We start from the raw sequence: 26,596 nt of genomic DNA, 5'->3' as shown, positions 1-26,596 counted from the left end.
AGTTAAACCAATTGCTGCGATGGTTATGGCCCTGTCCCGCAACGTCGAACTGCTTCCCATGGAGCGTTCGCTACACGGCGAAGCGGTTTTCTCCGCCCCCCGCGCCAGCGACGAAACCCTGATCGCCGAGATCGCCAGCGGCGACTCCTTTGAACTTTTCTGCCACCGCTTCCAGACCGATCAGCTGCTCGTGCTGCGCGGATCGATCGATCTGGTGGTGCTGCAGAACCGCCAGCTCCGTCGCATCACGCTGCGGGAGGACGAAGGCCTCTGGGTCCGCATTCCCCCCGGGGTGCCCCACGGCGCCATCAACAGGGGCCGGATCCCCGCCCTGCTGGTCAACGCCGTGCTGCGCCATGGCCCCAGTGATCCGCGTGACTACCGGCCCCTGCCGGTGCCGCCCCAACTGCGCAGCCAGTGGCGGCGTCTGGCGGTGGCCTAGCCAGCTCCGATCAGTTGTATTCCCCGGGGATGTCCTGCTTGGTCACCGTGACCCGGCCCACCTTCTTCCCCGACAGCCGCAGCAGCTCATCACCCGAGAAGTCGAAGCCCTTGCCGGCGGCGATCTGGGCCACGTCGTCGGCCGTGGCGGCGGCCAGCACCTGGCCGCGCAGGGCCTCGTCGTCCTGCATCCGGGCCAGGAAGGAGCGCGCCTGATCGAGGCTCATGCGCTGGTGCGGGGGTGGGGTGAATGGCCAGCATGGCGCAGAACCTGGGCGAGCCCCTTCTCCAGCTCCAGGTAGCCCACGAAGGCCAGGCTCACCCCTGCGCAGGCCGCCAGATCGATGGCCGAAAGAGCGGTGACCCCGAGGAACCGGGCCATCGGCGCCACGTAGAGGAGCGTCAGCTGCAGGGCGGCGGTGGCCAGCACCGCGCCCAGCAGCCAGGGGTTTGAAAGGGGAGGGGTGCGCCACAGGGGCCGATCGCTGCCGGCCGAAAGGGCATGGCCCAGCTGGGCCAGGCAGAGGGTGGTGAAGGCCATCGTCTGCCAAGGATGTCCGAGGCGGGAGGCCACCAGCATCAACGCCACCACCAGGGCCCCGAACACCAGCCCGATGCGCAGGATGGCGCTGCCCAGTCCGCGGGCAAAGAGCGATTCGCCGGGTTCGATCGGCGGCTGGTGCATCAGATCCTCCCCGGGTGGACCCAGGGCCAGGGCCAGGGCCGGCAGGCCGTCGGTCACCAGGTTGATCCAGAGGATCTGCAGGGGTGTCAGGGCCAGACCCAGCAGCGGTGCCGAGCCGATGGTGATCAGTTCGCCCAGGTTGCAGCCGAGGATGAAGCGCACGAAGCGGCGGATGTTGGCGTACACCTGACGCCCCTCCTCCACGGCTTTGACGATCGTGGCGAAGTTGTCGTCGAGCAGCACCACATCGGCCGCCTCCCGGCTCACGTCCGAGCCGCTGATGCCCATGGCCACCCCGATGTGGGCCTGGCGCAGGGCCGGGGCATCGTTGACCCCGTCACCGGTCATAGCCACCACCGCACCCGTGCCCTGCAGGGCCCGCACGATCCGGAGCTTCTGCTCCGGCAGCACCCGGGCGAACAGGCTGGTGCGTCGCACCAGCGCATCGAGCGCCCCGTCGTCGAGGCCCTCCAGCTCCGGACCCAGCGCGATCGGGCTGCCCGCTTCGGCCAGGCCGATGGCCGTGCTGATGGAGCGCGCCGTGAGGGGATGGTCGCCGGTGACCATCACCGGCCGGATGCCCGCCCCATGGCAGCGGGCCACGGCAGCGGACACCTCCAGGCGGGGCGGATCGCGCTGCCCCATCAGGCCGACCAGCACCAGGGCCCCCATGTCGGCTTCCGGCCCCTGATGCTCCGGACTGCAGGCGAAGGCCAGCACCCGCAGGCCGCAGGAGGCCAGTCCCCGCGCTTCCGCCAGCCACCAGTCCCGCTGGTCCGGCGTGAGGGTCCTCGCCCCCGCACCATCCAGCCAGCGATCGCAGTCGTGCAGGATCGCCTCCGGGGCTCCCTTGACGATCAGCAGGTGGGACCCCTCTCCCGGAGAGGATCCGAACGGGACTGCACCCAAGGCCGCCGTCAGGTTGCCGTCCCGGTCCTCCACCCAGACCGCCATTCTCTGGCGCTCGGCGCGGAAGGGAATCTCCGCCAGGCGGCGGTGCTTCGCACGCAGATCGGATCCGTCCAGGCCAGCCTTGGCAGCGGCCTCCAGCAGGGCCAGCTCGGTGGGATCCCCCACCCCTCCCTGCTGCCCTGTTTCGGCGTCGTTGCAGAGCACGCCGGCCTGGAGCAGGAGATCCACGTTCCCAGGGCTGATCCCGGCCCCGGCCCCGGGCGGCGGCGCCAGCTCCCTGAACCCGAAGCCATTCTCGTTGAGCTCCAGGGCCTGGGTGCCGCAGCGGAGCTCCACCACCACCTGGCGGTTCTGGGTGAGGGTGCCGGTTTTGTCGGTGCAGATGACGGTGATGGTGCCCAGGGCTTCCACCGCCGGCAGATGGCGGATCAGGGCGGCCCGCCGCACCATCCTCCGGGTGCCGATCGCCAGGCTCACCGTGATCACGGCCGGCAGCCCCTCCGGCACGATCGCCACGGCGGTGGACAGGGCCAGCTCCAGCAGGCCCAGGGGAGAGCCGCCCAGCAGCCAGCCGCCCAGCACCACCGCCGCCACCAGGGCCAGGGCCCAGGCCACCAGCTGGCCGGAGAGGTCCGCCAATCGCTTCTGCAGAGGCGTCGGCTCGGGACGGGCGGTGTGGATCAAGGTGGCGATGCCGCCCAGCACGGTGGCCATGCCCGTGGCGGTCACCACGGCCAGCCCCCGCCCCCGCCCCACCTCGCTGCCGAGGAACAGGCAGTTGCTCCGCTCCACCACCGGCGTGTCGGCAGCCAGCAGCGCTTCGGGCCATTTGCTCACCAGTTCGGCCTCGCCGGTGAGCGCGGCCTCCTGCAGCCCGAGTTCTCTGCCCTCCAGCAGCCGTGCATCGGCGGGCACCCGATCGCCGCTCTCCAGTCGGATCAGGTCCCCCGGCACCAGCTGGTCACTGGGGAGGCGTTGCCAGTGTCCACTGCGGCGGACGCGGGCCAGGGGTTGGGCCAGGTTCAGCAGGCTGCGCAGGGCCAATAGCGCCTGGCTCTCCTGCAGGTAGCCCAGCAGGGTGGTGAGGGCCACGATCAGCAGGATGGCGATCGCGTCCTTGGGGACGGCGTGATCCAGCACGGCCAGCCCGGCGGACACGGCCGCCACCGCCAGCAGCAGGACCAGCATCACGTTGCTGAACTGGTCCAGCAGGATCCGCCAGCGGCTAGGGCCCCGCGGTAGCGCCAGCCGGTTGGGACCTGTGCGGGCCAGGCGTTCGGCCGCACTGGCGTCGCTCAGTCCCTGGGCATCGACCCCGAGCCGGCGCAGACACTCGGGCACCGAGAGGGTCTGCCAGGCCGTGGACTCGGGAGGGAGCATGGCCAGCCACCTGGTGGCATCAACACGCTAAATGGTGCCATCCGGGATCCGGGCGGAACGGCGACCTCGCCGGAAGTCCCAGGGCCGGGTCAGGCCACCTGGCACCCGCCAGACGCCGAACCGATGCCGACGGGCCCGCTGCTCGGCCTCCAGGTAGGCCGCCGCGTCGCAGGTGCCCAAGTAACGGAGGTAGGCGAAGGCCAGACCGTCCTCCACCAGGGCCAGGTTGACGTTGGTGTCGCTGATCACTTCAGCCACCGTCCGCCCATACCGGTCGATGCTCTGGGGTTGGATCGTCACCGGACGCCCCACGGCCAGGCGCATCTGGAGGGCTTGCCGCGCCTGCTGGCCGTGGGGGCTCTGGGCCATCTCGGGGGCGTCGATGCAGGCCAGCCGGATCGTGATCCGCTGCTGGCCGTTGCTGACCCGCAGGGTGTCGCCGTCGCCAATGGAGAGCACCGTGGCCTGGAACGCCGGTGCAGCCCAGGCTGCCCATTGCAGACCCAGGCCCAGCGCGATCAGCAGTGACAGCGGCAGCCGGAGGCCGAGCATCGGGGCGAGGGATCCCAGGGGGGCAGCGGCTCAGCCTTGCATCGCCCTGGCCAGCACCGATGGGGAACCAGAGCCGCAGCAGCAGGGTCTCCACCCAGGTGACCAGCCAGGCCAGGGCCGGATCGGTGGACTCCACTGTCATCCGCACGTTGCCAGTGGGCACGCGGCTTCCGAGGTCCTTCTCTCTGGCGCTTTTTGGCCCTGGAGTTCCCTGGGAACTAGCCGATCTCTCGAGGCGGCCAGGTGACGAAAGGCCTGCTCCACATCGGAACTGGAATCAGGCGTGGATCACGCCGGTGACCATGGCGCCGCGTTTCTGCTGCATCAGGGCGGCAAAGAATGGCCGGCATTGGCCACGCGTGACGGCATGCGATCATCCGCAGCGACGCCAACGATGCGGCCAGCCATGACCCTGGGGGATGCCACTGGCGAGCTGGCTGCGATTGCCGCGACGTTCGAACTTCCAGGACCGATCCTTGATCTGGAGCCCCTTGGCAACGGCAATGTCAACGATACTTACCTGGTCGTCTGCGATGGGGACCCGTTGCAGCGCTTTGTGCTCCAGCGCCTGAACCGGACGGTGTTTGTGCAGCCCGAACTGGTGATGGCCAACATGGTCGCCATCGCGGAGCATGTGGAGGCGCGAATGACCCAGGGCTGTGCTCTGCTGGGTGAGCGCCGCTGGGAGCACCCCCGGGTGTTGCTGAGCCGGGCAGATCAGCGTCCCTGGGTGGAACGGGACGGTGGTTTCTGGCGCCTGATCACCTTCATCGAATCCTCCCAAAGCTTCGATGTGGTGGCCAGCGCTGAGCAGGCCAGGGAGGTGGGCTTCGGGTTGGGCCTCTTCCACCATCTGATCAGTGATCTTCCCGCTGCAGGGCTGGCCGACACCCTGGAGGGTTTTCATGTCACACCCCGGTATCTGGAGCACTACGACGGCGTGCTGGCCAACGCGCCGGCCGCTGCGGGGGATGGGGAGTTGCACTGCCTGGCCTTCGTGGAAGAGCGCCGGGAGTTTGCTTCGGTGCTGGAGGCGGCCAGGGTCAGCGGCCAGTTGCGGCTGCGCCCGATCCACGGGGATCCCAAGGTCAACAACGTGATGATGGAGGCCTGCTCCGGTCGGGCCTGTGCCCTGGTGGACCTCGACACGGTGAAGCCTGGACTGATTCATTACGACATCGGTGACTGCCTGCGCTCCTGTTGCAATCCCCTGGGGGAGGAAACGGCGGATCTGGAGGCTGTCCATTTCGACATCCACCTTTGCCGCGAGGTGCTCAGCGGCTATCTGGCCGCCGCCTCAGGTTTCCTGACCGCCGCGGATTATGAGCATCTCTATGTGGCCATTCGCCTGATCAGTTTTGAACTCGGCCTGCGTTTCTTCACCGATCATCTGGCTGGCAATGTTTATTTCAAGACGGACCGTCCGGACCACAATCTGCAGCGCGCTCTGGTGCAGTTCCGGCTCACCGAGAGCATCGAGGCCCAGGAGGATCGGATCCTGGACCTGATCGGTGATCTCAGGGCCGGCCTTGCCCCCGGGTGCTGATGGTTGAGCCCGTTTGCCATCGCTTTGAGCTGTGCCCCTTTGATGGCGGCACGGCGTCGCCGGCCGTCCAGCTCGGGGGCGAGATCAGCCGCGTGGACGCGCGCCTCCAGCTCCGCTTTCGGCTGGGGGGAGCGATCGAGGCCGTGCATCTGCCATCGCCGGTCGCGTCACCCTCGCGCCAGGACGGCCTCTGGTCCACGACCTGTTTCGAGTGCTTCTGGGCTGTCAAGGGGGAGCGGCCGTACTGGGAGCTCAATCTTTCTCCGGCCGGCCACTGGAACCTTTACCGGCTGGAGGATTATCGCGATGGTCTGCGGCCCGAGCCCGGCTACGACCTGCCGCCCCACCGTGTCGTCCGCGACGCTGGCGAGCTGACCCTGCACCTGGATCTGCTGCTGCCGCAGGGGCTCGCCGCGGCGGTGCCGCTGCAGGTGGGGATCACCAGCGTGATCGAGGAGCGCAGCGGGCGGCTCAGCTACTGGGCCCTGGCCCATCCGGGGACCGAGCCCGACTTCCACCGCCGGGAGGCGTTCCTGCTGCGTCTCTGAGAACGTCGGCCAGGGCGTTGGGCCTCATCCGGCGGCGTGGTAGCTGCTGCGCACCAATGGGCCACTCCGCACCTGGGCAAAACCCATGCCGCGGGCGATGGCGCCCAGCTCCTCGAACTCCTCCGGTCTCCAGTAGCGGGCCACGGGGATGTGGGCCAGGGAGGGGCGCAGGTACTGGCCCAGGGTGAGTCGCTGGCAACCGGCGGCCCGCAGGTGCTCCAGGGTGGTCACCACCTCCGCGGCCGTTTCGCCGAGCCCCAGCATCAGACCGGATTTGGTGGGAATCACCGGCGCCAGTTCCCGGGCGGTGGCCAGCAGCTCCAGGGAACGGCGATAGGTGGCGCCGCGGCGCACCTCCGCCTGCAGGCGCTCCACCGTCTCCAGGTTGTGGTTGAAGCACACCGGCTCCGCCGCCAGCACTGCTGCCAGCCGTTGCCGCTGGGCCCGGCGGCCCTGCTCGGGGTCGGGGTGGCCGCCCCAGAAATCGGGGGTGAGCACCTCGATCAGCACCTGCGGATCCCGGCGGCGGATCGCGGCGATGGTCGCGGTGAAGAGGCTGGCGCCGTGGTCGGCCAGGTCGTCGCGGGCCACGGCGGTGAGCACCACATAGCGCAGGCTGAGCGCCTGTACCGCCTCCGCCACCCGCTCCGCTTCGCCCCCATCGAGGGGCACCGGCGCCCTGCCCTTGTCCACCTGGCAGAAGGCGCAGCTGCGGGTGCAGATGGGGCCGCCCAGCAGGAAGGTGGCCGTGCCGGCGGCGTAGCACTCGCCCCGGTTGGGGCAGCGGCCCTCCTCGCAGATGGTGTGCAGCCGCTGCTCCTTGACCACCCCCTGCACCCGTTCGGTGGCCGAGGCCTCACCCAGGGGACGACGGATCCAGTCCGGCAGCCGTTCGGCGGGGGGGATGGAGCTGTAGCGGCTGGTGGCGGTCATGGCGTGGGGTTCATTCCATCCGGCGGCGTCCTTCAAACGCCCGCGCCAGGGTCACCTCGTCGGCGTACTCCAGTTCGCCACCCACAGGCAGTCCGTAGGCGATGCGGGTGACGCTGGTGAAGGGTTTGAGCAGCCGGGCCAGGTAGAGGCTGGTGGTGTCCCCCTCCACGCTGGGGGTCAGGGCCAGGATCACCTCAACGACCCCCTCCCGGTCGACCCTCTCCACCAGTGGCTGGATCTGCAACAGCTCCGGACCGATGCCATCCATCGGTGAGATCAGTCCGCCCAGCACGTGGTAGTGGCCATGGAATTCGCGGCTGCGTTCCATCGCCAGCAGGTCGCGGGAGTCAGCCACCACACAGATCTGGCCATTGCGCCGCTCCTCGTTGCGGCAGATCTCGCAGAACTCCTCGGCTGAAAGATGGAAACAGCGGCGGCATTGCCCCACCTGGCTCCGGGCCGCCAGCAGGGCATCGGCGAAGCTGCGGATCTGCTCCTCCGGCTGGCGCAGCAGGTGCAGGGCCAGCCGCTGGGCCGTGCGGGGCCCGATGCCTGGAAGACGTTCGAACTGGTCGATCAGCCGGGCCAGGGGTCGGGTGAAACCGCTCAGCGAACCGGTTGCAGGTGGGGGGAATCTAGGCGGCCCACTCGCGACCGGCAGGGCGCCGGGTGAGGATGGCACCGGCTCCTGCCAGCTCCCCTGCCCCGCCCCGTGCCATGGGTTTCCCTGCCACCCACCAGCCCGTTCCCCCCGCTGCCACTGGGCGCTCCCGCTGGGGAGGCTCCCTGGTCGCGGCCCTGCTGATGACCTTGATGCTGGTGGGCTGCAGCGCCGCCGCCGCGGGCCTGAACTCCTTCCAGAGCCCGGATGGCCGCTATGCCTTCCTCTATCCCACCGGCTGGACCCGGGTGCAGGTCAGCGATGGCCCCCAGGTGGTCTTCCATGACCTGATCAACAGCGACGAAACCCTCAGCCTGGTGGTGTCCGAGGTCACCCCCGACCGGGATCTCAGCCAGCTGGGAAGTGCCGTCGAGGTGGGCGAGACCCTGCGCCGCAGCGTCATTTCACCGGAGGGCAGCGGCCGTGACGCTGAACTGGTGGAGGCCCACCAGCGGGAGCAGGGCGGCCGGACGTACTACGACCTCGAATACACGGTTCATCTGGCCGATCGGGACCGCCACGAGCTGGCCACCGTGGTGGTGGACCGCGGTCGGCTCTACACCTTTGCCGCCAGCACCAACGAAGCCCGCTGGAACAAGGTGAAGGATCTGTTCGCCGTGGTGATCGGATCCTTCACCCTGCAGATCTAGGGGTGTCCGCCCCTGGCCGTCTGACCATCGTGGGCGGCGGCCTGGCCGGCAGCCTGCTGGCCCTGGAGCTGGTGGAGCGGGGACTGCCGGTGACCCTCGTCGATGCGGCGGACGCCACGGCCACGGCTCTCAGTTACGGCGGGGTGGCCTCGTGGGCCGGGCCCCCCGGTCGCCTCGGTTCGCTGCTGCGCCAGGCCCCCGAGCGCTGGCGACGGCTGCAGGGCCGCCATGGACCCCTCGGCTGGCGGGGCTGCGGTCTGCGCCTCCACGGCGGCGGCTGGGGCAGCTCCCTGCTGCGACCCCCCTTCGCCCAGGTGGACAGTTCGGTGCTGATGGCCGCCCTGCCCCGGGTGCTGGTGGCCGCCGGGGTCGAGCTGCGGCGGGCGCGGGTGCTGGCCCCGCCGCGACCGGTCGCCGGTGGCTGGCAGCTGGAGCTGGAGCCCGGAGGCCCCCTGCTGGCGGAGCAGGTGGTGCTGGCGGCAGGGGCCGGTTGCCGCTCCCTCGCTCCCGCGTTGCCGGACCGCCTCCTCGCCAGCTGGGCCGGGGTGCTGGCCCTGCCGGTGCGCCCCGGCCTTTCCCCACGGTTCGCCAGCCCCTGGTGGCGGCACGCTGCCGGTCGCCGCATCGTGCAACCGCGCCATTGGCAACGACCGGAGCTGGAGGGGGCGGCGGCGGGGCTCCAGGAAGAACGCTGGATCGTCGATGCCGGTTGCGCCCCCTGGGGGGAGGGGTTGCTGCTGGGCCAGATCAGCCTGGTGCGGCCGGGCCTGGACAGCGGTGTGCCGCCGGAAACGGCGGCCATGGAAGGGCATCTGCGCCAGGGGCTGGCCGGACTTGACCCGTTGCTGGCGGCCCTGCCGGGCCCCTACCGGCAGGTGCCTGTGGCCTTCTGCACCGACGGGCTGCCCCTGGTGGGCCCGCTGCCGGGGGCGGCCGGCCTGTGGGTGTTCAACGGATTTGGCGGTGCCTTCGCCCAGGTGCCGGTGCTGGCTCCCCTGCTGGCCGATGTGATCGCGGGTGTGGCCGATGGCGCGTCCCTGGCCCGATTGGGCGTCCTGGCGGGCTGACAGGTGGGCTCCCATCCAGCATGCTGGCGGCGATGGCCACCTCCGCTCCCCCGACCGGTGCAGCGCCGCCTCGCCGGCCGGGTGCTGGCCTGTGCCGCCGATGGCGGGGCCTGGGTGATCGGGGCCAGGTGGGGGCCTGCCTGTTGGCGATGGGCGGAGCCCTCGGCTTATGGGTGCTCTTCTGGCCCGTGCCCACGGAGGTGATGGGGCAGGGGGTGCTGCTCTACCCCAACACGGCCGGCCTGCTGGATGCCCGGGCCGGCGGACAGGTGCGGAAGCTGCGAGTGGCCGTTGGGCAGAACGTGCGCAAGGGGCAGGTGCTGATGGAGCTGTATCTGCCGGTGCTCGACCGCCAGCTGCAGCAGCAACGGGGCAACCTGGCCCAGCTGGAGCGCGACAACCGGGAGCTCGACCGCCGGGATGGCCTGCGGCTGGCCAGCGAGAAGCTCAGCGTCGACACCTCCCTGGCCAAGCTGGGCCAGGATCGACGCCGTTATGAGGAGCTGGCGGCCACCTACGCGGAAAAGGTGCGCAACCTGCGCTGGCTGAGCCAGCGGGAGGTGGTCGCCCCCCTGGCCTCGGAGGTGGTGGCGGCCGAGCAGGGTCTGACCAGCACCAGCGTCAGTCTCGATGCGGTCAGGATCCAGGAGAAGGAGCTGCTGACCAGCTACGAGCAGGTCAAGCTCGACATCCAGACCCAGGCCTTGCGGCGCCGTTACCAGATCGACGACATGCGCCGCCAGATCCGGGTCACCGAGGCACGGCTGGCCTACGACGGCCAGGTGCTGGCCGACCGGGACGGCACGGTGCTGGACCTGCAGGTGATCCAGGGCCAGACGGTCGCCACCGGACAGCGACTGGGCACCCTCGGTCGGGCTGCGGTCAGCACCGGCGTGCGGGCGCCGATCCTGCGGGCCGTGGCCTATTTCGCCCCTGCTGATGCCCGGCGTCTGCCGGCGGGTCTGCCGGTGGAGGTGGTGCCCCTCTGGGACCAGCGGGGCCGGTTCGGCGGCATCGTGGGCAAGGTGACCCAGGTCCTGGCCCTGCCGGCCACGGAGGAGGACATCTCCACCACCATTGGCAACCCCCAGCTGGCCCGTGACCTGCTCAAGCGTGGTCCGGTGATGCGCACGGAGATTGAGCTGGAGCGGGACCCCACCAGCCGGGATGGTTACCGCTGGACGCTGTCGGGGGGCAGCGGCGTGTTCCCGGTGCGGGAAGGCCTCACGATCGCCGCCCATGCCTATGTGGAATGGCGCACGCCGATCACCTACGTGCTCCCCGGGCTGCGCTCCCTGACCGGCGGCTACCGCACGCTGCGCATGGATCGCCTCTGGGATCGCCCCTCTCTGCGCCAGAGCGGGCCGTTGCCATGAGCGAAGGTCGCCGGTGGCAGATTCGCAACCCCCTGCTGCGTCAGGAACTTCCCTGGTTGATCAGTGAGGTGATGCTGCTGGTGGTGCTATGTAACGCCAATCCGCCGGAACTGTGGTTCTGGCTGGTGGTTCTGGTGGTGATCCTGGGCTACAGGATCGAGCGCTGGTATTCTTCGCGTCCGGAATGATCCCTTTGCAGCATTAACCACACGGCCAAGGATGAGCCCTTTTGGATGCCTTGCTGATGCAAGGTGGCCATCATGAAGTCTTCCTCGAACCTTGATATGCCGTTGCCTTGCTGGCAGAGAATGCTAGCCATGCGTGCCGGTACCAGGCTCCAATGGATGACCATGAACGTGCGACGTCGGCTTGGCTGGCTGCTGCCGTGCGTCATCGGCCTGGCTGTGTCGGTGGCGATCACGAGTTGCACCGGGTTGTCGTCAGCACCACTGAGGATTGGCGCCAACCTTTGGACGGGTTATGAAACGCTCTTCCTGGCGAAAGATCTCGGAGATCTGAAGGGCAAGCCGATCCAGCTGATTGAGTATCCTTCTGTGACTGAAGTGGTCAGGGCCTACCGCAATGGTGAAATCGATGGCGCTGGCCTTACCGTTGATGAGGTCATCGCTTTGACAGACACACAGGCAGATATCAGAATCATTGCCATCCTGGACTTCTCCGATGGCGGCGATGTCATCCTTGCCAGGCCTGGCTTTTCGAAGCTGCAGGACCTCAAGGGGAAGCGGATTGGCATGGAGTCAACCGCCTTGGGAGCTTTTTTCCTGGCGCGGGCTCTGGAGCTCAATGACATGTCCCCCCAGGATGTCACAGTGGTGTCATTGGAGCTGAGTGATCACCAGGCCGCCTACAACGATGGAAGGATCGATGCGGTGGTCACCTTTGGACCTGCGCGCACCAACCTGCTGAAGGCGGGAGCCACAAGTCTGTTCGACAGCAGCATGATTCCAGGTGACATCGTGGATACTCTTGCCATAAGTACCAAAACGATCGCTACCAATGCCGATCATCTGCAGGCCCGTGTGGAGGCAAGATTCAAAGCTCTTGATTATTTTCAAAAGACTCCTCAGGACGCAACGCGTCGCATGGCCAGGCGCACCCAGGTGAAGCCGGAGGAACTGCTGGACGCCTTCAGCCTGTTGCAACAGCCATCACTGAAGGAGAATGTTGCGTTGCTGAGTCAGAGCAACCCGGCGCTGGTGGAATCCATGCAGAAGCTGATTCAGGTCATGCTGAACAACGGTCTGATTTCAAAAAATATCGATCCAGCCACTCTTCTGAATCCCCAGTTTGTAGAACGGGCACTCGCCAGAACCTAGCCCATCAATGCAGACATGAAGAAATTCCCCCCACCACTTCGCTTCACAATCCCAGCCTTGATCGTCCTCAGCGGGGCCTTGCTTGGGGCGATCACTTTTTTCCAGGAACTCCGAGATTCCAATCGCAAGTCTGAGCAAAGTGCCGCCATCTATCTGAAGGCCTCGGTCTCGCAGGCGGCGCGGATGATTGACCATCTGTTTCGCAACGATGAGGATGGCAATCAAGTCGTTACCTTGGTGAGCCAACTGGGAGCCAGTCAGGACGATCTGAGCGTGCTTCTGTTTAATGATAAAAACGTGGTCATTCGTGCCAGTGACTATAGCCGCGTGGGCAGTTCTGTTGCGGCCACGGTTGCAGCGCCATTGGTTCCGATTTTTTCTCGCACACGTCAGACGCTGCAGGGAACGGTTCAGCTTTCACCCGATCGCTCCCAGCTGATCGCCGTTTATCCGATTCTGCTCAAGCCTCTGCCCAATGAGCTGCGGGCATCTCGGGTTGGTGTCTTGTTTGTCGACTACAGTCTTGCCAAGGGGAGGGGTCTTGCTTTTCAACAGGCCTTGAGAAGAGCACTTCTTTTCAATGTGCTGCTTGTCATTCTTGGTCTCTGCATCTGGATCTTCTTCCAGTCTGCTGTCACCACTCGGATACGGAAACTCATCGAAGCCAGCCAGGCTTTGGGCGGCGGAGATCGCAAGGCAAGAAGCGCCTTGGCAGGATCTGACGAGCTGGCTGAGATTTCTGTGGCTTTTGATCAGATGGCAGAGAAAATAGAGCAGAACTCTGTCGAAGTAGATCGTCAGGTGAAGAGAGAGTTGATCTTGCGTGGAATCACAGAGCGGATTGCGACTTTTGGTGAGATCAAGCGAATCTTTCAGGTAGCCGTCAATGAGATGCTCCCCTATCTCGAGGCTGATCGTGTCGCCGTCTATCAGTTTGATCAGGAATCCCAGTGCAGTCAGGGTACATTTGTTGCAGAGGCCTTTCATCCAGATACGGCTTCATTATTGTCCGTTTCCATTGAAGATACGTGCTTCAGCGACGCTCAAGTGGCTCGCTATCTCAATGGGCGGAATCATATCATCGATAACGTGCCCATAGCTCTTTTGGATCCATGTTATCGAGATCTTCTCAATCGGTTGGGAATCCAATCGAATCTTGTGGTGCCCCTGATCTGCGGTACCCGTCTCTGGGGTCTCTTCTGTGTGCATCAATGCAAGGCGCCACGACGCTGGATCGAAGCAGATGTCGCGGTCGTGAATCATGTGGTTAGGACCCTTGGCATCGCCATACAGCAGGCTGACTTGTTCGCGAAACTTGAAGCGGAATTGCAAGAGAAGAAGCTGGCTGAGGCAAATCTGCTCAGAACCAATGAGGAGTTGGCACGCTCCACACGACTCAAGGATCAGTTTCTGGCCAATATGAGCCATGAACTGCGAACGCCTCTGAACGGGATTCTCGGCATGGCTGAGTCCATGCAAGAGAACATTTACGGTGAAATCTCTCCGATGCAACGCCAGGCACTGGGGGAGATCGAGAGTAGTGGCGCCCATCTGCTTGACCTTATCAACGATGTTCTGGATATCACGAAAATCGAAGCAGGCAAGCTCGAAGTCGAACTGAAGCCAGTCGCCATCAGTGCACTGTGCCGATCTTGCATCAAAACCATTCAACCGATGGCGCAGGCCAAATCCATCACCCTCTCAGCGGACATTCAGCCTGGTCTATCTGTCTGTCTGCTGGATCAGCGGCTGATCCGACAAGTCCTGATCAACCTCCTCAGCAATGCTGTCAAGTTCACTCCTGAAGCAGGAACTGTGCGCCTGCAGGCCAGGATGGTCCCTACGAAGCAGGCGGACCCTCTGCAAGGCACGCTTTACATCAGCGTGCTGGATTCAGGAATCGGCATCGATGCGAAGGACCATCATCAGATCTTCAAGCCTTTCGTGCAGGTTCAGAGTGGCTTGAATCGCCAATTCGCCGGCACTGGCCTTGGCCTGTCGATTGTCAAGAGGATTCTTCAGGCTCATGGGGGTGACATTGCGCTCGAATCGGCGGTGGGAAAAGGTAGTTGTTTCAGCATCCAACTCCCGGTCCAGCTCCATGCCGAGTCAGTACCGAAGCATTCTCTTCCTGAGACGAGAGAGGCCGAAGCTTCAGTTCAGGATTCCAATGCTGGAACCGATAAGCCACAGATATTGCTGGCAGAAGACAGCAGAGTGAACCGACAGATCTATACCCGTTACCTCATCGCCAAGGGATACCAAGTGAATCATGCGAGCAATGGTCAGGAGGCGATCGACTTTCTTCGCCATCAGGTACCTAGTCTGCTGATCCTCGACATGTCCATGCCGGTTGTGGATGGCTTTGAGGTCTTGCGCGTGATCCGCTCCAGTGACAAGCCTGAGCTTGCCGCCTTGCCCATCATTGTGCTTACGGCTTTGGCGATGAAGGGCGATCGTGAAAAGTGCATGGAGGCCGGCGCTACCGAATATCTGGCCAAGCCCGTTAAATTGCATCAACTCGATTTGTCGATCAAGGCGATCCTTGAAAGCGTTCTCAAGTCATGATGCCATCCTGATCTTTGCGGAGACTAACGAACGCGCGAGCGGTCAGGCGCATGGTGCATGGCAGGTATGGACGAACTGGTGATAACGAAGCTTACGGACGTCGATCACATCTTGCCAGTCTTCCAGGCCCGCCGAGATGGCTTGTTCGACATGCCAGAACATCGCCAGAAGGTCTGTTAAGGCCTGCTTTCACATCTGCTGATTGATCAGCACCACGACGCCATTGATAGATCACATAACCCTGGAGGGATGTCCTGGGTTCGTGATCGAATCTCAACCTGTGCCTTCTTGGACCCTGCCTTCGTATCCTGCCAATGTCAGGTCAGCTTTGGTTTACTCTCTCTCAGGAGTTCCATTGCCTATGGTGGCAAGAGTGCGAAGCTGCCTGATCTCGTGCATCAAAGCATTGCTATCTGCAAGGAGTTCTGCGATGGTTTCATGTCTCTCGGGTTGATAGGACGTAATTCCATAACAGAAATCAATCGCATAATCATTCCCCGAAAACCTGTTCTGATTTTCGAGAGCTTCCCTGATTCGATCGATAACCGTCTCAGACTGCTCTCGGGTTGAATTGATCAGAAGAACCACGAACTTATCCCCACCCAGCCTGGCAACGACATCTGAATCCCGACATACATTCTTGATCAGATCGGCAAAAGTGATCAGGGCCTGATCTCCCTCCTGACGTCCATGGAGGTCATTAATCGTCTTGAAATGCTCGAGGTCCAAAGAGAGCAGTGAGACAGAAATGCCCTGGCGAGTGCAGAGCTGCAGACTCTGCTGGGCAAGGGCCAGGAAGCCGCGTCTGTTTTCGAGGTTGGTGAGCTCATCCTTGGTGGCCAGGAGGATGGCCCCCAATTCCTGCACCACGATGCTGGCCAGGTCTTTCAGGTTGTCGAGCTGTTCCTGATCAAGGGATCGGGGCACATGGTCGGCGATGCAGAGCGTCCCGAGCTTGTGATGCTCAAGGATCAAGGGACAGCCGGCGTAGAAGCGAATATGGGGTTCGCCGATAACCAGCGGATTGTCACAAAAACGATCATCTTCGAGGGTATCTTCAACGATGAACACATCGGAGTCCAGAATCGCATGCCCACAAAAAGAAATGCTTCTGGGGGTCTCTAAGACATTCAGGCCCACACAGGATTTGAACCACTGCCGGTCTTCATCCACCAAGCTGATTATGACGATCGGCACCTTGAAGATGCGTTGGGCCATCCTCGTGAGACGGTCAAAACGGCTCTCCTGGGCGGTGTCAAGAATGCAAAGTGAACGAAGTTTGGCCAGCCGGAGCTTTTCGTCCTCAGGAGTTTCGGGTGGTTTCAATGGATCCCTCTTTGATTCATGGCTGGACAATGAGGAAATGCAGACGTTTATGGAAATAGATCAGAAGCCAGAGAAGTCCAATCAATCGTATCCTAGTCCTTCCACCCCGCCGTGTCGTTCCTTCCCTGGCGACCTCTTCAGCTAGGCAGCCTGTTCAGGAAAATGATTAACGCAGGGTGATGAATGAAGACCGTTCAGCCTGCTTTCATCTCTGCACCCTCATTCACTCGGTGAACTACAAGCCAGCGTTCCAGCTGCACCTCGTTCCATGTATCGGGCCGCACCCAGCGACCGATCGGCGCCGCCAGGGCAGCCACCAGCAGCAGCATCGGCACCAGGGCGCCATTGCCGGCGATCTGGGCCACGAACAGGGCGCAGAAAAGAGGCGTGCGGCAGGCACCGCTGAACAGGGCCGTTGCCCCGGTCCACACCAGCAACTGCCGTTCCAGGGGCGGCAGATCGCCGATCAGGGGTCCCGCCAGCAGGGCCCCCAGGGACATGGCGTCATGCATGACACCCCCGGGGGCGCCGATGGCGATGCTCAGCACCGAGGCCAGCAGGCGCCACGGCAGGACTTCGAGGCCCGGGCGATCCTCGCCATAGGCCATGCGCAGGATCAGCAGCTGGCCGTCGTTGAGACTCCAGCCATCGCTGGCGACGGCCGCCAGGCTGATCACCAGGGCAGCCCCCAGCGCCCAGACCAGGGGCCTGGTCATGGCCGATCTCTCCGGACCGGCCGGCCTAGACAGCCAGAGGCTCCAGCGGCTGGCCATCCAGGCGGTGCAGGCGGTGAACACGCCTCCCAGCCACCCGGCCCCCAGGGTCAGCAGCAGGGCCGGCGCGATCAGGTGGCCGCCCCCGCCCACCAGCAGCGAGAGGCCGGCGTGGTGGGCGGGAGCCGCCTCGGCCGTGCTCTCCCAGAGGCCCGTGGCGGCCCCGATCACCACCCCCAGCCCTGTGGTCAACAGGGTGCCGTTGATCAGGGCCGCCGAGCGCCGGTGACACAGCTCCTCGATCGCGTAGGTGACTCCCAGCAGGACAGAGTTGAAGGCGATACCCAGGCCGGCTCCGGCACCGGTTGCCAGCAGCACCGGCAGGGGCAGACGCCTGAGGGGGGCCACTTTGTTCCGGAGCGCCAGCAGCAGGCTTGCCCCCAGGGAGGCGGAGGGGGATTCCAGGCCCACCGTCAGGCTGGCGCCATGGGTGAGCAGCAGCAACGGCAGGCGGGTCAGCTGGCGCCTCAGATCCAGGGAGGCGAGGGCCGCGAAGCGGGCCGGACCCTGCTGCACCTGATCCAGCTGCAGGGCCTGCACCCCGGTGAGGCCGCCTCCCCGGCCGCCCTTCAGGGGGCCGTTCGCCAGCAGGGTCAGCAGCGCCGTGCCGGCGAACACCAGCAGCAGGCTGCCTCCGGGGACGCCGCCGCCATCTCCCAGGGGCCAGGCCCGCTGGAGGCGGAAGCCCAGGGCTGAGAGCCACTGGTAGGGCTGCAGCATCAGCAGCATTGGTGGCGCGGCCAGCAGCAGGGCGACCACCTGGCCCCGGCCCAGGCTCCCGTCACGCCTGGCGTCGGCGGCGTCGATCGCTTCGGGGGAAAGCGTCAAGGGGTCCACTGCAGGCGGGACGGAACCGGCGCCTCTGGATCGGTGGGCATGGGCAGAAGTTCGCGCAACAGCTGGGCGTAGGTGACGTTCACGTTCACGGTGGCCTCGAGCCGCTGCACCAGGCTGGCGATCAGCCGCTCCTGGGTGTTGGAAAGATCCAGCTCGCTGCTCAGCCCCGCCTGGTAGCGGAGGCGGGCATCACGGAAGGCTTCAAGACTCGCCTTCACACCGCGTCTGGCCGCCACCAGCCGCGCCAGGCTGGCTTCATGGCCGAAGAAGGCCTGCTCGATCCTCAGCCGGATGTCGTTGCGCTGGGCGGCATATTGCTGGGCCACGGCGGCCCCCCGGCGGGCCAGGGCACGCGCCTGGCCCCGGGTGGTGCCCGCGTCGAAGAGCAGCCAGCTCACCGCCAGTCCCACTGACCAGTCGCTGCCGTAGGTGTTCAGGGAGGTGGCGACAGTGGCGCCGCAGCAGCCGCCATCGGCGACCCGCACATTCCAGCTGTTGGCATTGCTGGCACTGGCCCCCGCGCTGGCGAACAGCGACAGTTTCGGCAGCAACCCGGCGGCGACGGCATCCTTTTGCTGCAGCAGGGCTTCGCGGGTGGCCAGGAGGGCTTCCAGTTCCGGGTTGTCCCGGTAGGAGGCCACCAGGCTGGTCTCCAGATCCAGGGGCCAGCGAGGCTGGAGGCGGATCGGGTCGCCGGCGGCGGGGGTCAGCTGGGGCGGCAGATTGAGCAGGGCCGCCAGGCGGCGGCGGGCGATCGCCTGGTCCGCCAGGGCGGCGATCAGCTGTTCCTGCCCGTCCGCTTCGATCGCCTGGCGCCGCAGCACATCCAGCCGGGGGACCAGCCCCGCCTGCTTGAGGTCCAGGCTGTCCTGCAGGATCAGCAGGTCGTTGCGCACCACGGCCTCGCGGATGCGCACGAGCTGGTCGGCCCGCTGCAGCAGGTAGTAGGACTCGCTCAGGGACAGTTGCAGCCGACGCAGGGCATCGGCGTAGGCCAGACGGCCGCTGCGCAGGCTGGCCAGGGCGGCCCGCGCCTTGGGCGTGCGGGCGAAATCCAGCAGCTCGTAACGCAGCTGCAGACCAGTGGCCACACCATTGGCGTTGGTGTTGAGCGAGCCCCTGCCGCCGGGGGGGATGAAGAAGGGGTTGCTGGGGGCGAAGAGGGTCCCCGTGCCGGTGGGGGAGAAGAAACTGGTGCTCGCCTGGTCGGTGCCAGTGGCGGCATAGGCCGAGAGGCGCGGCCAGTAGGTGCCCATCTGGCTCTGGAGCTCGGCCAGGGCTGCCGCCACCTCCTCACGGCGGGCCTGCAGGCTGGGGCTGTTGGCAAAGCCGATCGCCAGGGTCTGCTCCAGGCTGAGGGCCTGGGGCTGGCCTTCACGCAGGCTGGCGGCCTCCGGCAGCGCCAACGGTGGCAGGGGAGCAGTGACCTGCGGTGGCAGGGGCGCCATCTCCTGCTGTGGCAGCGGTGGGCTGGCCAGGGCGTCGCCTTTGAGGGGTTCCGCCTCAGCGGGCAGCAGCTGTTCGAGGGCCCGGATCTGGCGATCCAGCTCGTTCCAGCGACGCTCGAGGCGCCGCCCATCTCCGCTGCTGGCCGCCGGCAGGGGCTGGCCCGCCCCTGGGCCTGCTCCGAGGCCGAGAGCCAGCCCCATGAGCATCCACCTGACCAGGGGCCGCCCCGTTCCGCTGCCCCCCATGGCCCGCCATCTCCCCCATCCGGCGCCCAGTTTGCTCGACATCGGCCTCCCCGGCCCCTAAAAGCTGAAACCCAGCTGCAGGCCGGCGGCGAACACCCCCGGTACCCGGCCAGCCCCACCCGGATTGAGGATCCACTGCAGGCTGGGCTGCAGGTTGAAGGACTGGTTGATCTGCACCTGATAGCCGAGTTCCACCACGCCTTCGTGGCTGAGGCCGGGACTGATGGTCGGGCTGAAGCCCGTGCGGGCCACACCGAGGATCAGCAGGTCGAAGGGGCGGCCGGGCAGCACCCCCTGGCTCACCAGCCCGCCACCGAGGTAGCTGGGCGTCGGATTGGCGGCAGTGTCGATCCCCGCCGCCGCCGCGGCCCAGAGCCGGTGGTCGAGGCCCCAGGGCAGCGCCACTGGCACGGTGGCACTGCCGTACAGCCCCCGGTTCGGGCCGGTTCCGGCATAGGCCGCCAGCTGCAGCAGTCCTCCAGGTAGCTGGCGCTCCACCTGCACCGGTTGGGAGCAGGTCGGGCGTCGGGCCGTGAGGCCAGCGGCTTCACGGCAGGCGGCGATCGGGGCGGCCAGGTGGCGGTTCAGCCAGGGGGCGGCATAGCTCCACTGCAGCTGATGGGTCCAGCCCCGTCCGGGAGGAAGGCCGGTGGCGGTCCCCAGGAGCCCGGCCACGGAGTCGGTGGCGGCCAGATCGAAGCTGGCCAGCCGCAGGGTGCTGGCCGGGGTCGGCCGCAGCACCAGCAGGGCGCCCGGTGCGGCGACGGGAAAGACAGGAAAGTTGGGGATGGAGAACAGCACCGGCGCCCCGTTGAGGGCGTCATGCACGTAGAAGTCCTCGATCGGCGTGCTGAACAGATCGGGGCTCATGCTCACCAATCCCGCCTCCAGGCTCCAGCGATCGTCGGCGGAACGGCGCTGGAGGCTGGCGCGGGTGAGCCAGAGCCCCACCGGATTGGCCACCTCCTGCAGGGGCAGCAGGGCCCCCAGCCGCTGGGCATAGAGGGGGTCGCCGTTGAAGCTGGCGATGGCCACCTGCATCGCCCAGCGGTCCCATTCCCGCCCCGCCGGGCTGTCCGGGTCGCTGGGTGGCCTCACGGTCAGCGCCAGGGTCGCCTGCTGGATCCAGCTCGCCTCCCGGACCAGACCACCGGCGGGGTTGCCCATCGGTTCGGCCACGACCTGCAGCTCCAGATCGACCCAGGCGGGCAGGCCCAGCGTCTGGTGGAGGCGGCCCCAGCCAGGCGCGAGCTTGAGCAGGGGCACGGACGCTGACGGCGGGCTTGCCTCGGGCTCGAGCGGCTGGGCGGCGCCGGGTGCGGCGCTGGCCAGCAGCAGCGGCAGCGCCAGGGGAGACCAGAGCCTGGAGGCCTTCGGCGGGAAGCGGCGCGGTCCAACCATGGTTCAGCCCGGGGGCTCACCCAGGGCCCGCCAGCGGTGCTCAGCCTGCTCAAGGCTGCGCAGGGCCTGGCCGCAGAGCATCAGCCGGCTGGCATTGCGCTGCAGACGGATCAGTTCGAAGCCATCGAGATCCGGATCGTGCAGCCAACGCTCCAGGCTTCCCCAACGGGGTGGTGGTGTCAGGGGCGTGGCCGGGGGGGCCGGCCTGTGCCGGTGGGGCACCTCCAGGCAGTGGTTCCATTGCTCCAGGCGGGTGGCCACCGCCCGCAGCAGTTCCGACTGGGCGGCATGCAGTCCCTCCAGCGGGCTTCGCTCCGACGGCGTGTGCTCCAGAAGCCGCAGCCCGTCGACGACGCCGACCAGCTGGGAGCCGGCCCCCTGGAGGAGCTGGAACAGGCGGTAGGTGGTGTGGCTGGTGGGGTTGTTGCCCAGCTCATCGGCCACCGCCGGCATGGCCTCGCGCAGGGTCACCAGCTGACGGCGCAACCCTTGGGCCGTCTGCAACTCCAACCGCTGGGCGGCCGCCATGGCCCCCGGGGCAACGGGGGCGGCGGGAGCCTCGAGGCGGTCAGCCTGGCTGACGAGGGCCGCGCCCAGCTCGGCCAGGAACTTGCGCAGCCGCTGCCGGTTGCCTTCCACCGCCAGGTCGGGCCAGAAGAGGCGCAGGGACAGCAGGGCCACGAGGATGCCGGCCACGGTCCAGAACAGTCGCACCGGGACCCAGATACCCAGCTCGCCGTCATGGACCAGCCAGCCCATCACGATGATGTTGCTGCCGACCTTGTACCCCACCTCCAGCCCCAGGGCCGCCCCCAGCAGCCGCATGGCAACGAGGGCCAGGCTCAGCCCCAGGGGCAGGGGCAGGTGGCTCAGGCCGATGAATGACACGGCCAGCACCGCTGCCCCCACCACCGACCCCAGCAGCCGCTGACGGCCCAGGCCGATGGAGCCCCCGTAGGTGCCGGTGCAGACCACCAGCACGGCCATCGGGGCGTAGAAGCCGTAGGCCAGCGGGGCCAGGGCGCCGAAGCCGTTCATCAGGCCGGCCGTCAGGGCCAGGCGCAGTTCCGAGCGGCGGATCAGCATCGGGCCACCAGGCTCAGGGTGCGCAGGCTCGCCATCAGCGGGTGCTGCTCTTGGGCCAGGGCGAGCAGGGGCAGCAGGGGCAGTGATCGGTGCCGGGCCAGGTTCTGCCAGGGCAGGGGGTCGAGGGCCGGTGGTTGAAGGGTATCCCCCTGCAGCAGGGCGCCGATCCGCGCCATGCCCGCCTGGAGCGGATCGTTGCCGCCATCGGCGCCGGCGTCCGCCCCCGGGCGGAGGTGGTCGGGAAGACCAGCCAGCCGCCGCTCCCACTGGACCCAGTGGTGCTGGACCGCCGCCCACAGCTGCAGCCGCTGGGACCAGCGCTGTCCCTTCATCCGCCGACCGTGGGGGCCCCTGCGCTCCTGGGCCACCAGCTGTTCCATGGCCACCAAGTCGTGGCTGAGCTGGGCTGGTGGCAGGGGCAGGGGCCGTTCCCCCCGGCCTTCGAGCCAGTCCCGCTGACGCTGCAACTGGGCGACGTAGCCGTCGCGCAGGCCCACTTCCAATCGCATCAGCCGGTCGAATCCCCGCCGGGGCCAGAACAGCAGACCCACCAGAATGGCGATCACGCAGCCGACGGCCGTGTCCAGGGTGCGGTTGAACACGTAGTCCCAGTTCAGGGCCACGTGGCTTGGAATCATCAGGAACATCAGGCTGACCAGCGTCGCGGTCCCGGCGGACGACTGCCAGCCCAGCCAGCGCAGCAGGGGCAGCATCAGCAGCAGGGACACCAGCACCCCCTGCCAGCCGGCCAGCACGGTGTGCACCAGAAAGGTCACCAGCCCACCGGTGATGGTGCCGAACACCCGCACCTTGGCGGCCTGGAGGCTGAGGTCATCACCGTCCTCCATGACCGTGACCACGGCCAGCATCGGGTACCACACGTAGGCGATCCGCTCGAACCAGAGCGACAGGGCGGCGGTGACGAAGGCGGCCACCCCGAGCCTCAGGCTGTTGCGAAGCAAGGCGGATCGCACGGACCTCGTAGCGCGGGGCAGGCAGGAGCCTATGGAGGTTCATGGTCCCCGGCTGCTGGTTGATGCGCCAGGGTTGAGCGCCGATGCGCGATCGTTGGAGACCACCTGTCGTGTTGCGGGCAGCCATGGTCCTCTCGCTGAGCCCGGATCTGGAAGCCCTGCTGCGGCTTGGCATGGCGGTGCTCTGCGGACTGGCCGTGGGGATCAACCGGGCCCACCACGGCAGCCGGGCCCACCCCAACCGGCTGCGGGTGCATGTCCTGGTGGGAATGAGCGCCTGCCTGATGGTGCTGGCGGCCGGTCCGGATCCCCAGGCCCGCAGCCGGGTCATTCAGGGGGTGGCGACGGGCGTCGGTTTCCTGGGCGCCGGCGAGATCCTGGTGCCTCCGGTGCGCCAGAAGCACGCCATCCCGGAGGTGCGCGGTCTGAGCAGCGCCGCCTCGATCTGGTTCACCGCCGCCCTCGGCGTCACGGTGGCCGTCTCCAGCCCGGTGCCGGTGCTGATGGCCCTTGGCCTGGCCCTGATCACCCTTTCGGATCGCGACGGCCATTCCGTCGACAGCGGTGAGGCGATTCCGCCCCAGCCCGATGATCTCAAAAAAGGAAGCGGTGGCGGCGGTTCGTAGCGTTGGCCTGGCCCTCCCCGTCGGCTTCGAGTGGCTCCCCCTCCGGAGCCGGCCAGACAGCGTCCCAGTAGCTGATGCCGTCCTTGTAGAAGGGCCGGCCGTCCAGCCTCTGGGTGTCGAGCTGGGTGCTGCCCATGGCCGTGATCAGGCCGCCGAGCTCCATGGGCCCCAGGTCCGTCTTGAGGTCCTTGCGGGCCGCCATCATCAGCGCCGGCAGCCGCACCAGGTATTCGGGCCTGGTGAGTTTGAGGAACAGGGACTTCAGAGCCAACTGCTGGCGATCCATGCGGCCGAGGTCGCCGGTTTCGTCATGGCGAAAGCGCAGGAAGCCCTCCAGATCCTTGCCCCGCAGGGTCTGCATCCCCGGCTGCAGATCAATCGACAGCCCCTGGCTTCGGTCTTCATAGAGCATGCGTTTGGGCACATCCACCTCGATCCCCCCGAGGACGTCGGCCATCTGGCGGATAGAGGAGAGATTGACGACCAGGTGGTGCTGGATGGGACGGCCAAGACGGTGGGAGATCTCCCGCTTCATCGCTTCGATGCCGCCCAGGCTGTAGAGGGCGTTGATCTTGACCGGGCCGAAACTCTCGGCCTCGATGTAGGTGTCGCGGGGGATCTGGGTGATGCTGGTGCGGTTGCCATCGATGCGCAGGGTGGCGATCACATCGGTGTTGCCGCCGCCCACGTCGGTGCCCAGGATCAGGACATCCTGACGACCCATGCCGCCACTCCAGGCGGCGAAGGGATTGGTGAGCGAGGCGCCGCCCCCGGTGCTGGCCCTTGCTGCGATCAGTTGGGCCAAGGGACCGGCCAGCAGCAGACCCGCCCCCAGGCCACAGGCCATGGCGATGAACACCGGAGCGCGTCGTCGCGCCGGCCTGGGCTGGGACATCTTCATTCAATCCAAACTAAGCCCCTTGGGCTCAGCGCAGCACGTCCTCAGGTCTGAGTCCGGTTTGCACACGCCAGAGCGCCGCATAGGCCCCATTTCTGGCCAGCAGGTCATCGTGCCCGCCGCTCTCAACGATTTTTCCCCGTTCCATCACCACGATCCGATCGGCGTGGCGCACCGTGCTCAGTCGATGGGCGATCACCAAGGTGGTGCGTGACGCGGTGATGCGCTCGAGGGAGCGTTGGATCGCCGCCTCCGTTTCGTTGTCGACGGCGGCGGTGGCCTCATCCAGCACCAGGACCGGCGGATCCTTGAGGATCGCCCGGGCCAGGGCGACCCGCTGCCGCTGGCCACCGGACAGTCGCAGTCCCCGCTCCCCAACCACGGTGTCGTAACCCTGGGGCAGGTCGTTGATGAATTCGGCCGCCTCCGCCAGGCCGGCGGCCCTCTCGATCGCCCCACGGCTGGCTTCGAAGCTGCCATAGGCGATGTTCTCGGCCACAGTGCCGTGGAACAGGAAGACCTCCTGGCTCACCAGCCCGATGGCCCGGCGCAGGTCCTGCAACGTCAGCTCTTCGATCGCCACGCCATCGAGCAGGATCCGGCCCGCCTGGATCGCATAGAGCCGGAGCAGCAGCTTGACGATGGTGCTCTTGCCGGAACCGGTGGCCCCCACGATCCCGAGGGTGGCACCGGCGGGTACCTCCAGATCGAAGCCCTCAAGAAGCCTGTCCCGGCCGGTGTAGGCGAAGTCGACCGACTCGAAGCGGAGCTGACCGCGGACGGCGGCGATGGCCAATGGCCTGTCACCACTGGGGATGGCGATGGGGGTATCCAGCAGATCCATCACCCGGTGGGTGGAGGCCATGGCGCGCTGGTAGTCATCGAGCGTGCGACCCAGGGTGGTGAGTGGCCAGAGAAGCCGCTGCGTAATGAAAACGAGAAACGAATAGGTGCCGATGGCGATGGCACCACTCCAGGCCTGCAAACCGCCGATCACGAGGATCGCGATGAAAGCAAACAGGATCGCAAACCGGATCAGGGGGATGAAGGCCGCCGACAGGCGGATGGCCTGGCCGTTGCTGGCGCGGTAGGCCTGGCTCTGGGCGATGAGCCGTTGCTTCTCCCACTCCTCAGCGGCATAGCTCTTGATGGTGAGCATGCCGCCGATGTTGTTGCTCAGGAGGCTGGCCAGATCACCGGCCCGCTCACGTACCTCCCGATAGCGGGGTGCCAGGCGCCGCTGAAACCGCAGGGATCCCCACAGGATCAGCGGAATCGGCAGGAAGGAGACGCCCGCCACCGTGGGGGAAAGCGCGAGCATGGTGCCGCCCACCGCCAGCACGGTGGTGACCAGTTGCAGGATCTCGTTGGCCCCCTGATCCAGGAACCGCTCCAGCTGGTTGATGTCGTCGTTGAGGACCGTGAGCAGACGCCCGCTGCTGCCGGCCTCGAAGAAGCCCATCTCCAGGTGCTGCAGATGGTCGTAGGCCTCGACGCGCAGCTCGTGTTGGACCGTCTGGGCGAGGCGACGCCACAGCAGGGCGTAGAGGTATTCGAAGAGGGATTCGGCGCTCCAGATCAGGAACGAGAGCACCGCCAGCACCCCCAGCTGGGCGGGAACGGTGCTGAAGCCGAGCCCGGCCAGCCAGGAGGTGCGCTGCTGCACCACCACATCGACCGCCAGGCCAATGAGGACGGGCGGAGCCAGGTCGAACAGTTTGTTGAGGACCGAACAGGCGGCGGCCAGCCGGACGAGCCTGCGGTGGGGACGCAGGCTGGTCAGCAGGCGCGAGAGCCCCGGTGCTGGGGTGGTCGGCGTCCTGGCGCCATCAACGGCCATGGCGGCCGTCGGAGTCACCAGCGATTGCCCCCTCCGCCGCCACCGCCACCGCCGTAGCCGCCACCACCACCGGAGCGGCCGCCGCCACCTCCGCCACCGCCGGGACGACCACCACCGCCGTAGCCGCCGCCACTGGAGCGGCCACCAGCGCCGCCACCGCCACCGCCACCTTCACGGGGTGTGGCCTTGTTGACCCGGATCATCCGGCCCATCCATTCGACATCCTGAAGATCATCGATGGCCTTCTGCTCGGAGGCATCATCGGCCAGTTCGATGAAGGCGAAGCCGCGTTTGCGCCCCGTTTCACGGTCAAGGGGAAGGCTGCACTGACGGACCTCTCCGTACTGGCCGAAGAGATCGAGAAGGTCCTCGCGTTCAGCCTGGAACGAGAGGTTGCCGACGTAGATGGTCATTCAATGAAAAAGCTGGAAAGGATTCCTGCGGTGTCGGGAAACCCAGGGAAAGCAGGCGGTCGGCATGGAGCT

24 protein-coding genes are annotated in these 26,596 nt (G+C 66.6%); 10 read left to right on the top strand and 14 right to left on the bottom strand.

Translation table 11 applies throughout. The features are described from left to right. The first annotated feature begins 25 nt into the window (after positions 1-25). Complete coding sequence (locus KQ305_RS04160; RefSeq protein WP_259724167.1) at positions 26-442, top strand: cupin domain-containing protein; 417 nt, start codon at positions 26-28, stop codon at positions 440-442. Between the two features lie 10 nt (positions 443-452). On the opposite strand, the gene KQ305_RS04155 is transcribed toward KQ305_RS04160, so the two are convergent. The 3 genes from KQ305_RS04155 to KQ305_RS04145 are packed head-to-tail and all read right to left on the bottom strand — an operon-like array spanning position 453 to position 3,970. Beyond that, the gene (locus KQ305_RS04155) at positions 453-668 is read right to left on the bottom strand and encodes a Nif11-like leader peptide family natural product precursor (RefSeq protein ID WP_216905308.1); all 216 of its coding nucleotides are present in this window, start codon (positions 666-668) and stop codon (positions 453-455) included. After that, positions 665-3,418, bottom strand: a complete 2,754-nt coding sequence (locus KQ305_RS04150) for a cation-transporting P-type ATPase (protein WP_259724166.1) — start codon at positions 3,416-3,418, stop codon at positions 665-667. The genes KQ305_RS04155 and KQ305_RS04150 overlap by 4 nt, the downstream gene beginning before the upstream one ends. 27 nt (positions 3,419-3,445) lie before the next feature. Next, positions 3,446-3,970 carry a thermonuclease family protein gene (locus tag KQ305_RS04145; RefSeq protein WP_259724165.1) on the bottom strand — a complete coding sequence of 175 codons (525 nt, stop codon included), beginning with the start codon at positions 3,968-3,970 and terminating at the stop codon, positions 3,446-3,448. A 406-nt stretch (positions 3,971-4,376) separates the two neighbouring features. Here KQ305_RS04145 and KQ305_RS04140 point away from each other — a divergent pair, with 406 nt between their 5' ends. Next, positions 4,377-5,516, top strand: a complete 1,140-nt coding sequence (locus KQ305_RS04140) for a phosphotransferase enzyme family protein (RefSeq protein ID WP_259724164.1) — start codon at positions 4,377-4,379, stop codon at positions 5,514-5,516. Then, positions 5,516-6,064, top strand: coding sequence for a DOMON-like domain-containing protein (locus KQ305_RS04135; RefSeq protein WP_259724163.1), 549 nt, complete (start codon positions 5,516-5,518; stop codon positions 6,062-6,064). Before KQ305_RS04140 ends, KQ305_RS04135 begins: the two co-directional genes overlap by 1 nt. Before the next feature lie 24 nt (positions 6,065-6,088). Here KQ305_RS04135 and lipA read toward each other — a convergent pair whose 3' ends face one another. Next, the gene (gene lipA / locus KQ305_RS04130; RefSeq protein ID WP_259724162.1) at positions 6,089-6,997 is read right to left on the bottom strand and encodes a lipoyl synthase; all 909 of its coding nucleotides are present in this window, start codon (positions 6,995-6,997) and stop codon (positions 6,089-6,091) included. A 10-nt stretch (positions 6,998-7,007) separates the two neighbouring features. Next, positions 7,008-7,577: a recombination mediator RecR gene (gene recR, locus KQ305_RS04125; RefSeq protein WP_399230567.1), complete on the bottom strand. Its 570-nt coding sequence runs from the start codon at positions 7,575-7,577 to the stop codon at positions 7,008-7,010. A gap of 224 nt (positions 7,578-7,801) precedes the next feature. Here recR and psbP point away from each other — a divergent pair, with 224 nt between their 5' ends. The 6 genes from psbP (at position 7,802) to KQ305_RS04095 (ending at position 14,656) form a co-directional block, all read left to right on the top strand. Next, positions 7,802-8,308 (top strand): photosystem II reaction center PsbP, encoded by a 507-nt coding sequence (gene psbP / locus KQ305_RS04120; RefSeq protein ID WP_259724194.1) that lies wholly within the window; start codon positions 7,802-7,804, stop codon positions 8,306-8,308. Between the two features lie 2 nt (positions 8,309-8,310). Beyond that, the gene (locus KQ305_RS04115; RefSeq protein WP_259724161.1) at positions 8,311-9,375 is read left to right on the top strand and encodes an FAD-binding oxidoreductase; all 1,065 of its coding nucleotides are present in this window, start codon (positions 8,311-8,313) and stop codon (positions 9,373-9,375) included. Between the two features lie 32 nt (positions 9,376-9,407). Continuing rightward, positions 9,408-10,751, top strand: a complete 1,344-nt coding sequence (locus tag KQ305_RS04110; RefSeq protein ID WP_259724160.1) for an NHLP bacteriocin system secretion protein — start codon at positions 9,408-9,410, stop codon at positions 10,749-10,751. Further along, positions 10,748-10,939 carry a hypothetical protein gene (locus KQ305_RS04105; RefSeq protein ID WP_259724159.1) on the top strand — a complete coding sequence of 64 codons (192 nt, stop codon included), beginning with the start codon at positions 10,748-10,750 and terminating at the stop codon, positions 10,937-10,939. Before KQ305_RS04110 ends, KQ305_RS04105 begins: the two co-directional genes overlap by 4 nt. A gap of 72 nt (positions 10,940-11,011) precedes the next feature. After that, positions 11,012-12,088: an ABC transporter substrate-binding protein gene (locus tag KQ305_RS04100; RefSeq protein ID WP_259724158.1), complete on the top strand. Its 1,077-nt coding sequence runs from the start codon at positions 11,012-11,014 to the stop codon at positions 12,086-12,088. Between the two features lie 57 nt (positions 12,089-12,145). Next, the gene (locus tag KQ305_RS04095) at positions 12,146-14,656 is read left to right on the top strand and encodes an ATP-binding protein (protein WP_259724157.1); all 2,511 of its coding nucleotides are present in this window, start codon (positions 12,146-12,148) and stop codon (positions 14,654-14,656) included. 333 nt (positions 14,657-14,989) lie between these two features. On the opposite strand, the gene KQ305_RS04090 is transcribed toward KQ305_RS04095, so the two are convergent. From KQ305_RS04090 to KQ305_RS04065, 6 genes are all read right to left on the bottom strand, one after another. Further along, positions 14,990-15,982, bottom strand: a complete 993-nt coding sequence (locus KQ305_RS04090) for a sensor domain-containing diguanylate cyclase (RefSeq protein WP_259724156.1) — start codon at positions 15,980-15,982, stop codon at positions 14,990-14,992. 194 nt (positions 15,983-16,176) lie between these two features. Next, the gene (locus tag KQ305_RS04085; protein ID WP_259724155.1) at positions 16,177-17,583 is read right to left on the bottom strand and encodes a chloride channel protein; all 1,407 of its coding nucleotides are present in this window, start codon (positions 17,581-17,583) and stop codon (positions 16,177-16,179) included. After that, positions 17,580-19,241 (bottom strand): TolC family protein, encoded by a 1,662-nt coding sequence (locus KQ305_RS04080; RefSeq protein WP_259724154.1) that lies wholly within the window; start codon positions 19,239-19,241, stop codon positions 17,580-17,582. Before KQ305_RS04080 ends, KQ305_RS04085 begins: the two co-directional genes overlap by 4 nt. A 102-nt stretch (positions 19,242-19,343) precedes the next feature. Continuing rightward, complete coding sequence (locus KQ305_RS04075; RefSeq protein WP_259724153.1) at positions 19,344-20,687, bottom strand: carbohydrate porin; 1,344 nt, start codon at positions 20,685-20,687, stop codon at positions 19,344-19,346. A gap of 3 nt (positions 20,688-20,690) precedes the next feature. After that, positions 20,691-21,773: an FUSC family protein gene (locus KQ305_RS04070; RefSeq protein ID WP_259724152.1), complete on the bottom strand. Its 1,083-nt coding sequence runs from the start codon at positions 21,771-21,773 to the stop codon at positions 20,691-20,693. After that, entirely contained in the window at positions 21,767-22,735 is a 969-nt protein-coding gene (locus tag KQ305_RS04065; protein WP_259724151.1) for an aromatic acid exporter family protein, read from the bottom strand. Before KQ305_RS04065 ends, KQ305_RS04070 begins: the two co-directional genes overlap by 7 nt. 137 nt (positions 22,736-22,872) lie before the next feature. Here KQ305_RS04065 and KQ305_RS04060 point away from each other — a divergent pair, with 137 nt between their 5' ends. Continuing rightward, complete coding sequence (locus KQ305_RS04060) at positions 22,873-23,373, top strand: MgtC/SapB family protein (protein ID WP_259724150.1); 501 nt, start codon at positions 22,873-22,875, stop codon at positions 23,371-23,373. Here the strand turns inward: KQ305_RS04060 and KQ305_RS04055 are convergent. From KQ305_RS04055 to KQ305_RS04045, 3 genes are read right to left on the bottom strand one after another with little or no spacing between them, the layout of a single operon-like run. Beyond that, on the bottom strand, positions 23,342-24,268 hold the full coding sequence (locus KQ305_RS04055) for an LCP family protein (protein WP_399230539.1): 927 nt from the start codon (positions 24,266-24,268) through the stop codon (positions 23,342-23,344). The two genes, KQ305_RS04060 and KQ305_RS04055, sit on opposite strands and share 32 nt — an antisense overlap. A 31-nt stretch (positions 24,269-24,299) precedes the next feature. Next, on the bottom strand, positions 24,300-26,111 hold the full coding sequence (locus KQ305_RS04050) for an ABC transporter ATP-binding protein (RefSeq protein ID WP_259724193.1): 1,812 nt from the start codon (positions 26,109-26,111) through the stop codon (positions 24,300-24,302). A 14-nt stretch (positions 26,112-26,125) separates the two neighbouring features. Next, positions 26,126-26,524 carry an RNA-binding protein gene (locus KQ305_RS04045; RefSeq protein ID WP_259724148.1) on the bottom strand — a complete coding sequence of 133 codons (399 nt, stop codon included), beginning with the start codon at positions 26,522-26,524 and terminating at the stop codon, positions 26,126-26,128. Positions 26,525-26,596 lie beyond the last annotated feature (72 nt).

Source organism: Synechococcus sp. CS-1332, from assembly GCF_025127995.1.
GTDB lineage: Bacteria > Cyanobacteriota > Cyanobacteriia > PCC-6307 > Cyanobiaceae > Cyanobium.
The sequence above is the reverse complement of the archived record's forward strand: the minus strand, read 5'-3'. Positions and strand labels throughout refer to the sequence as shown.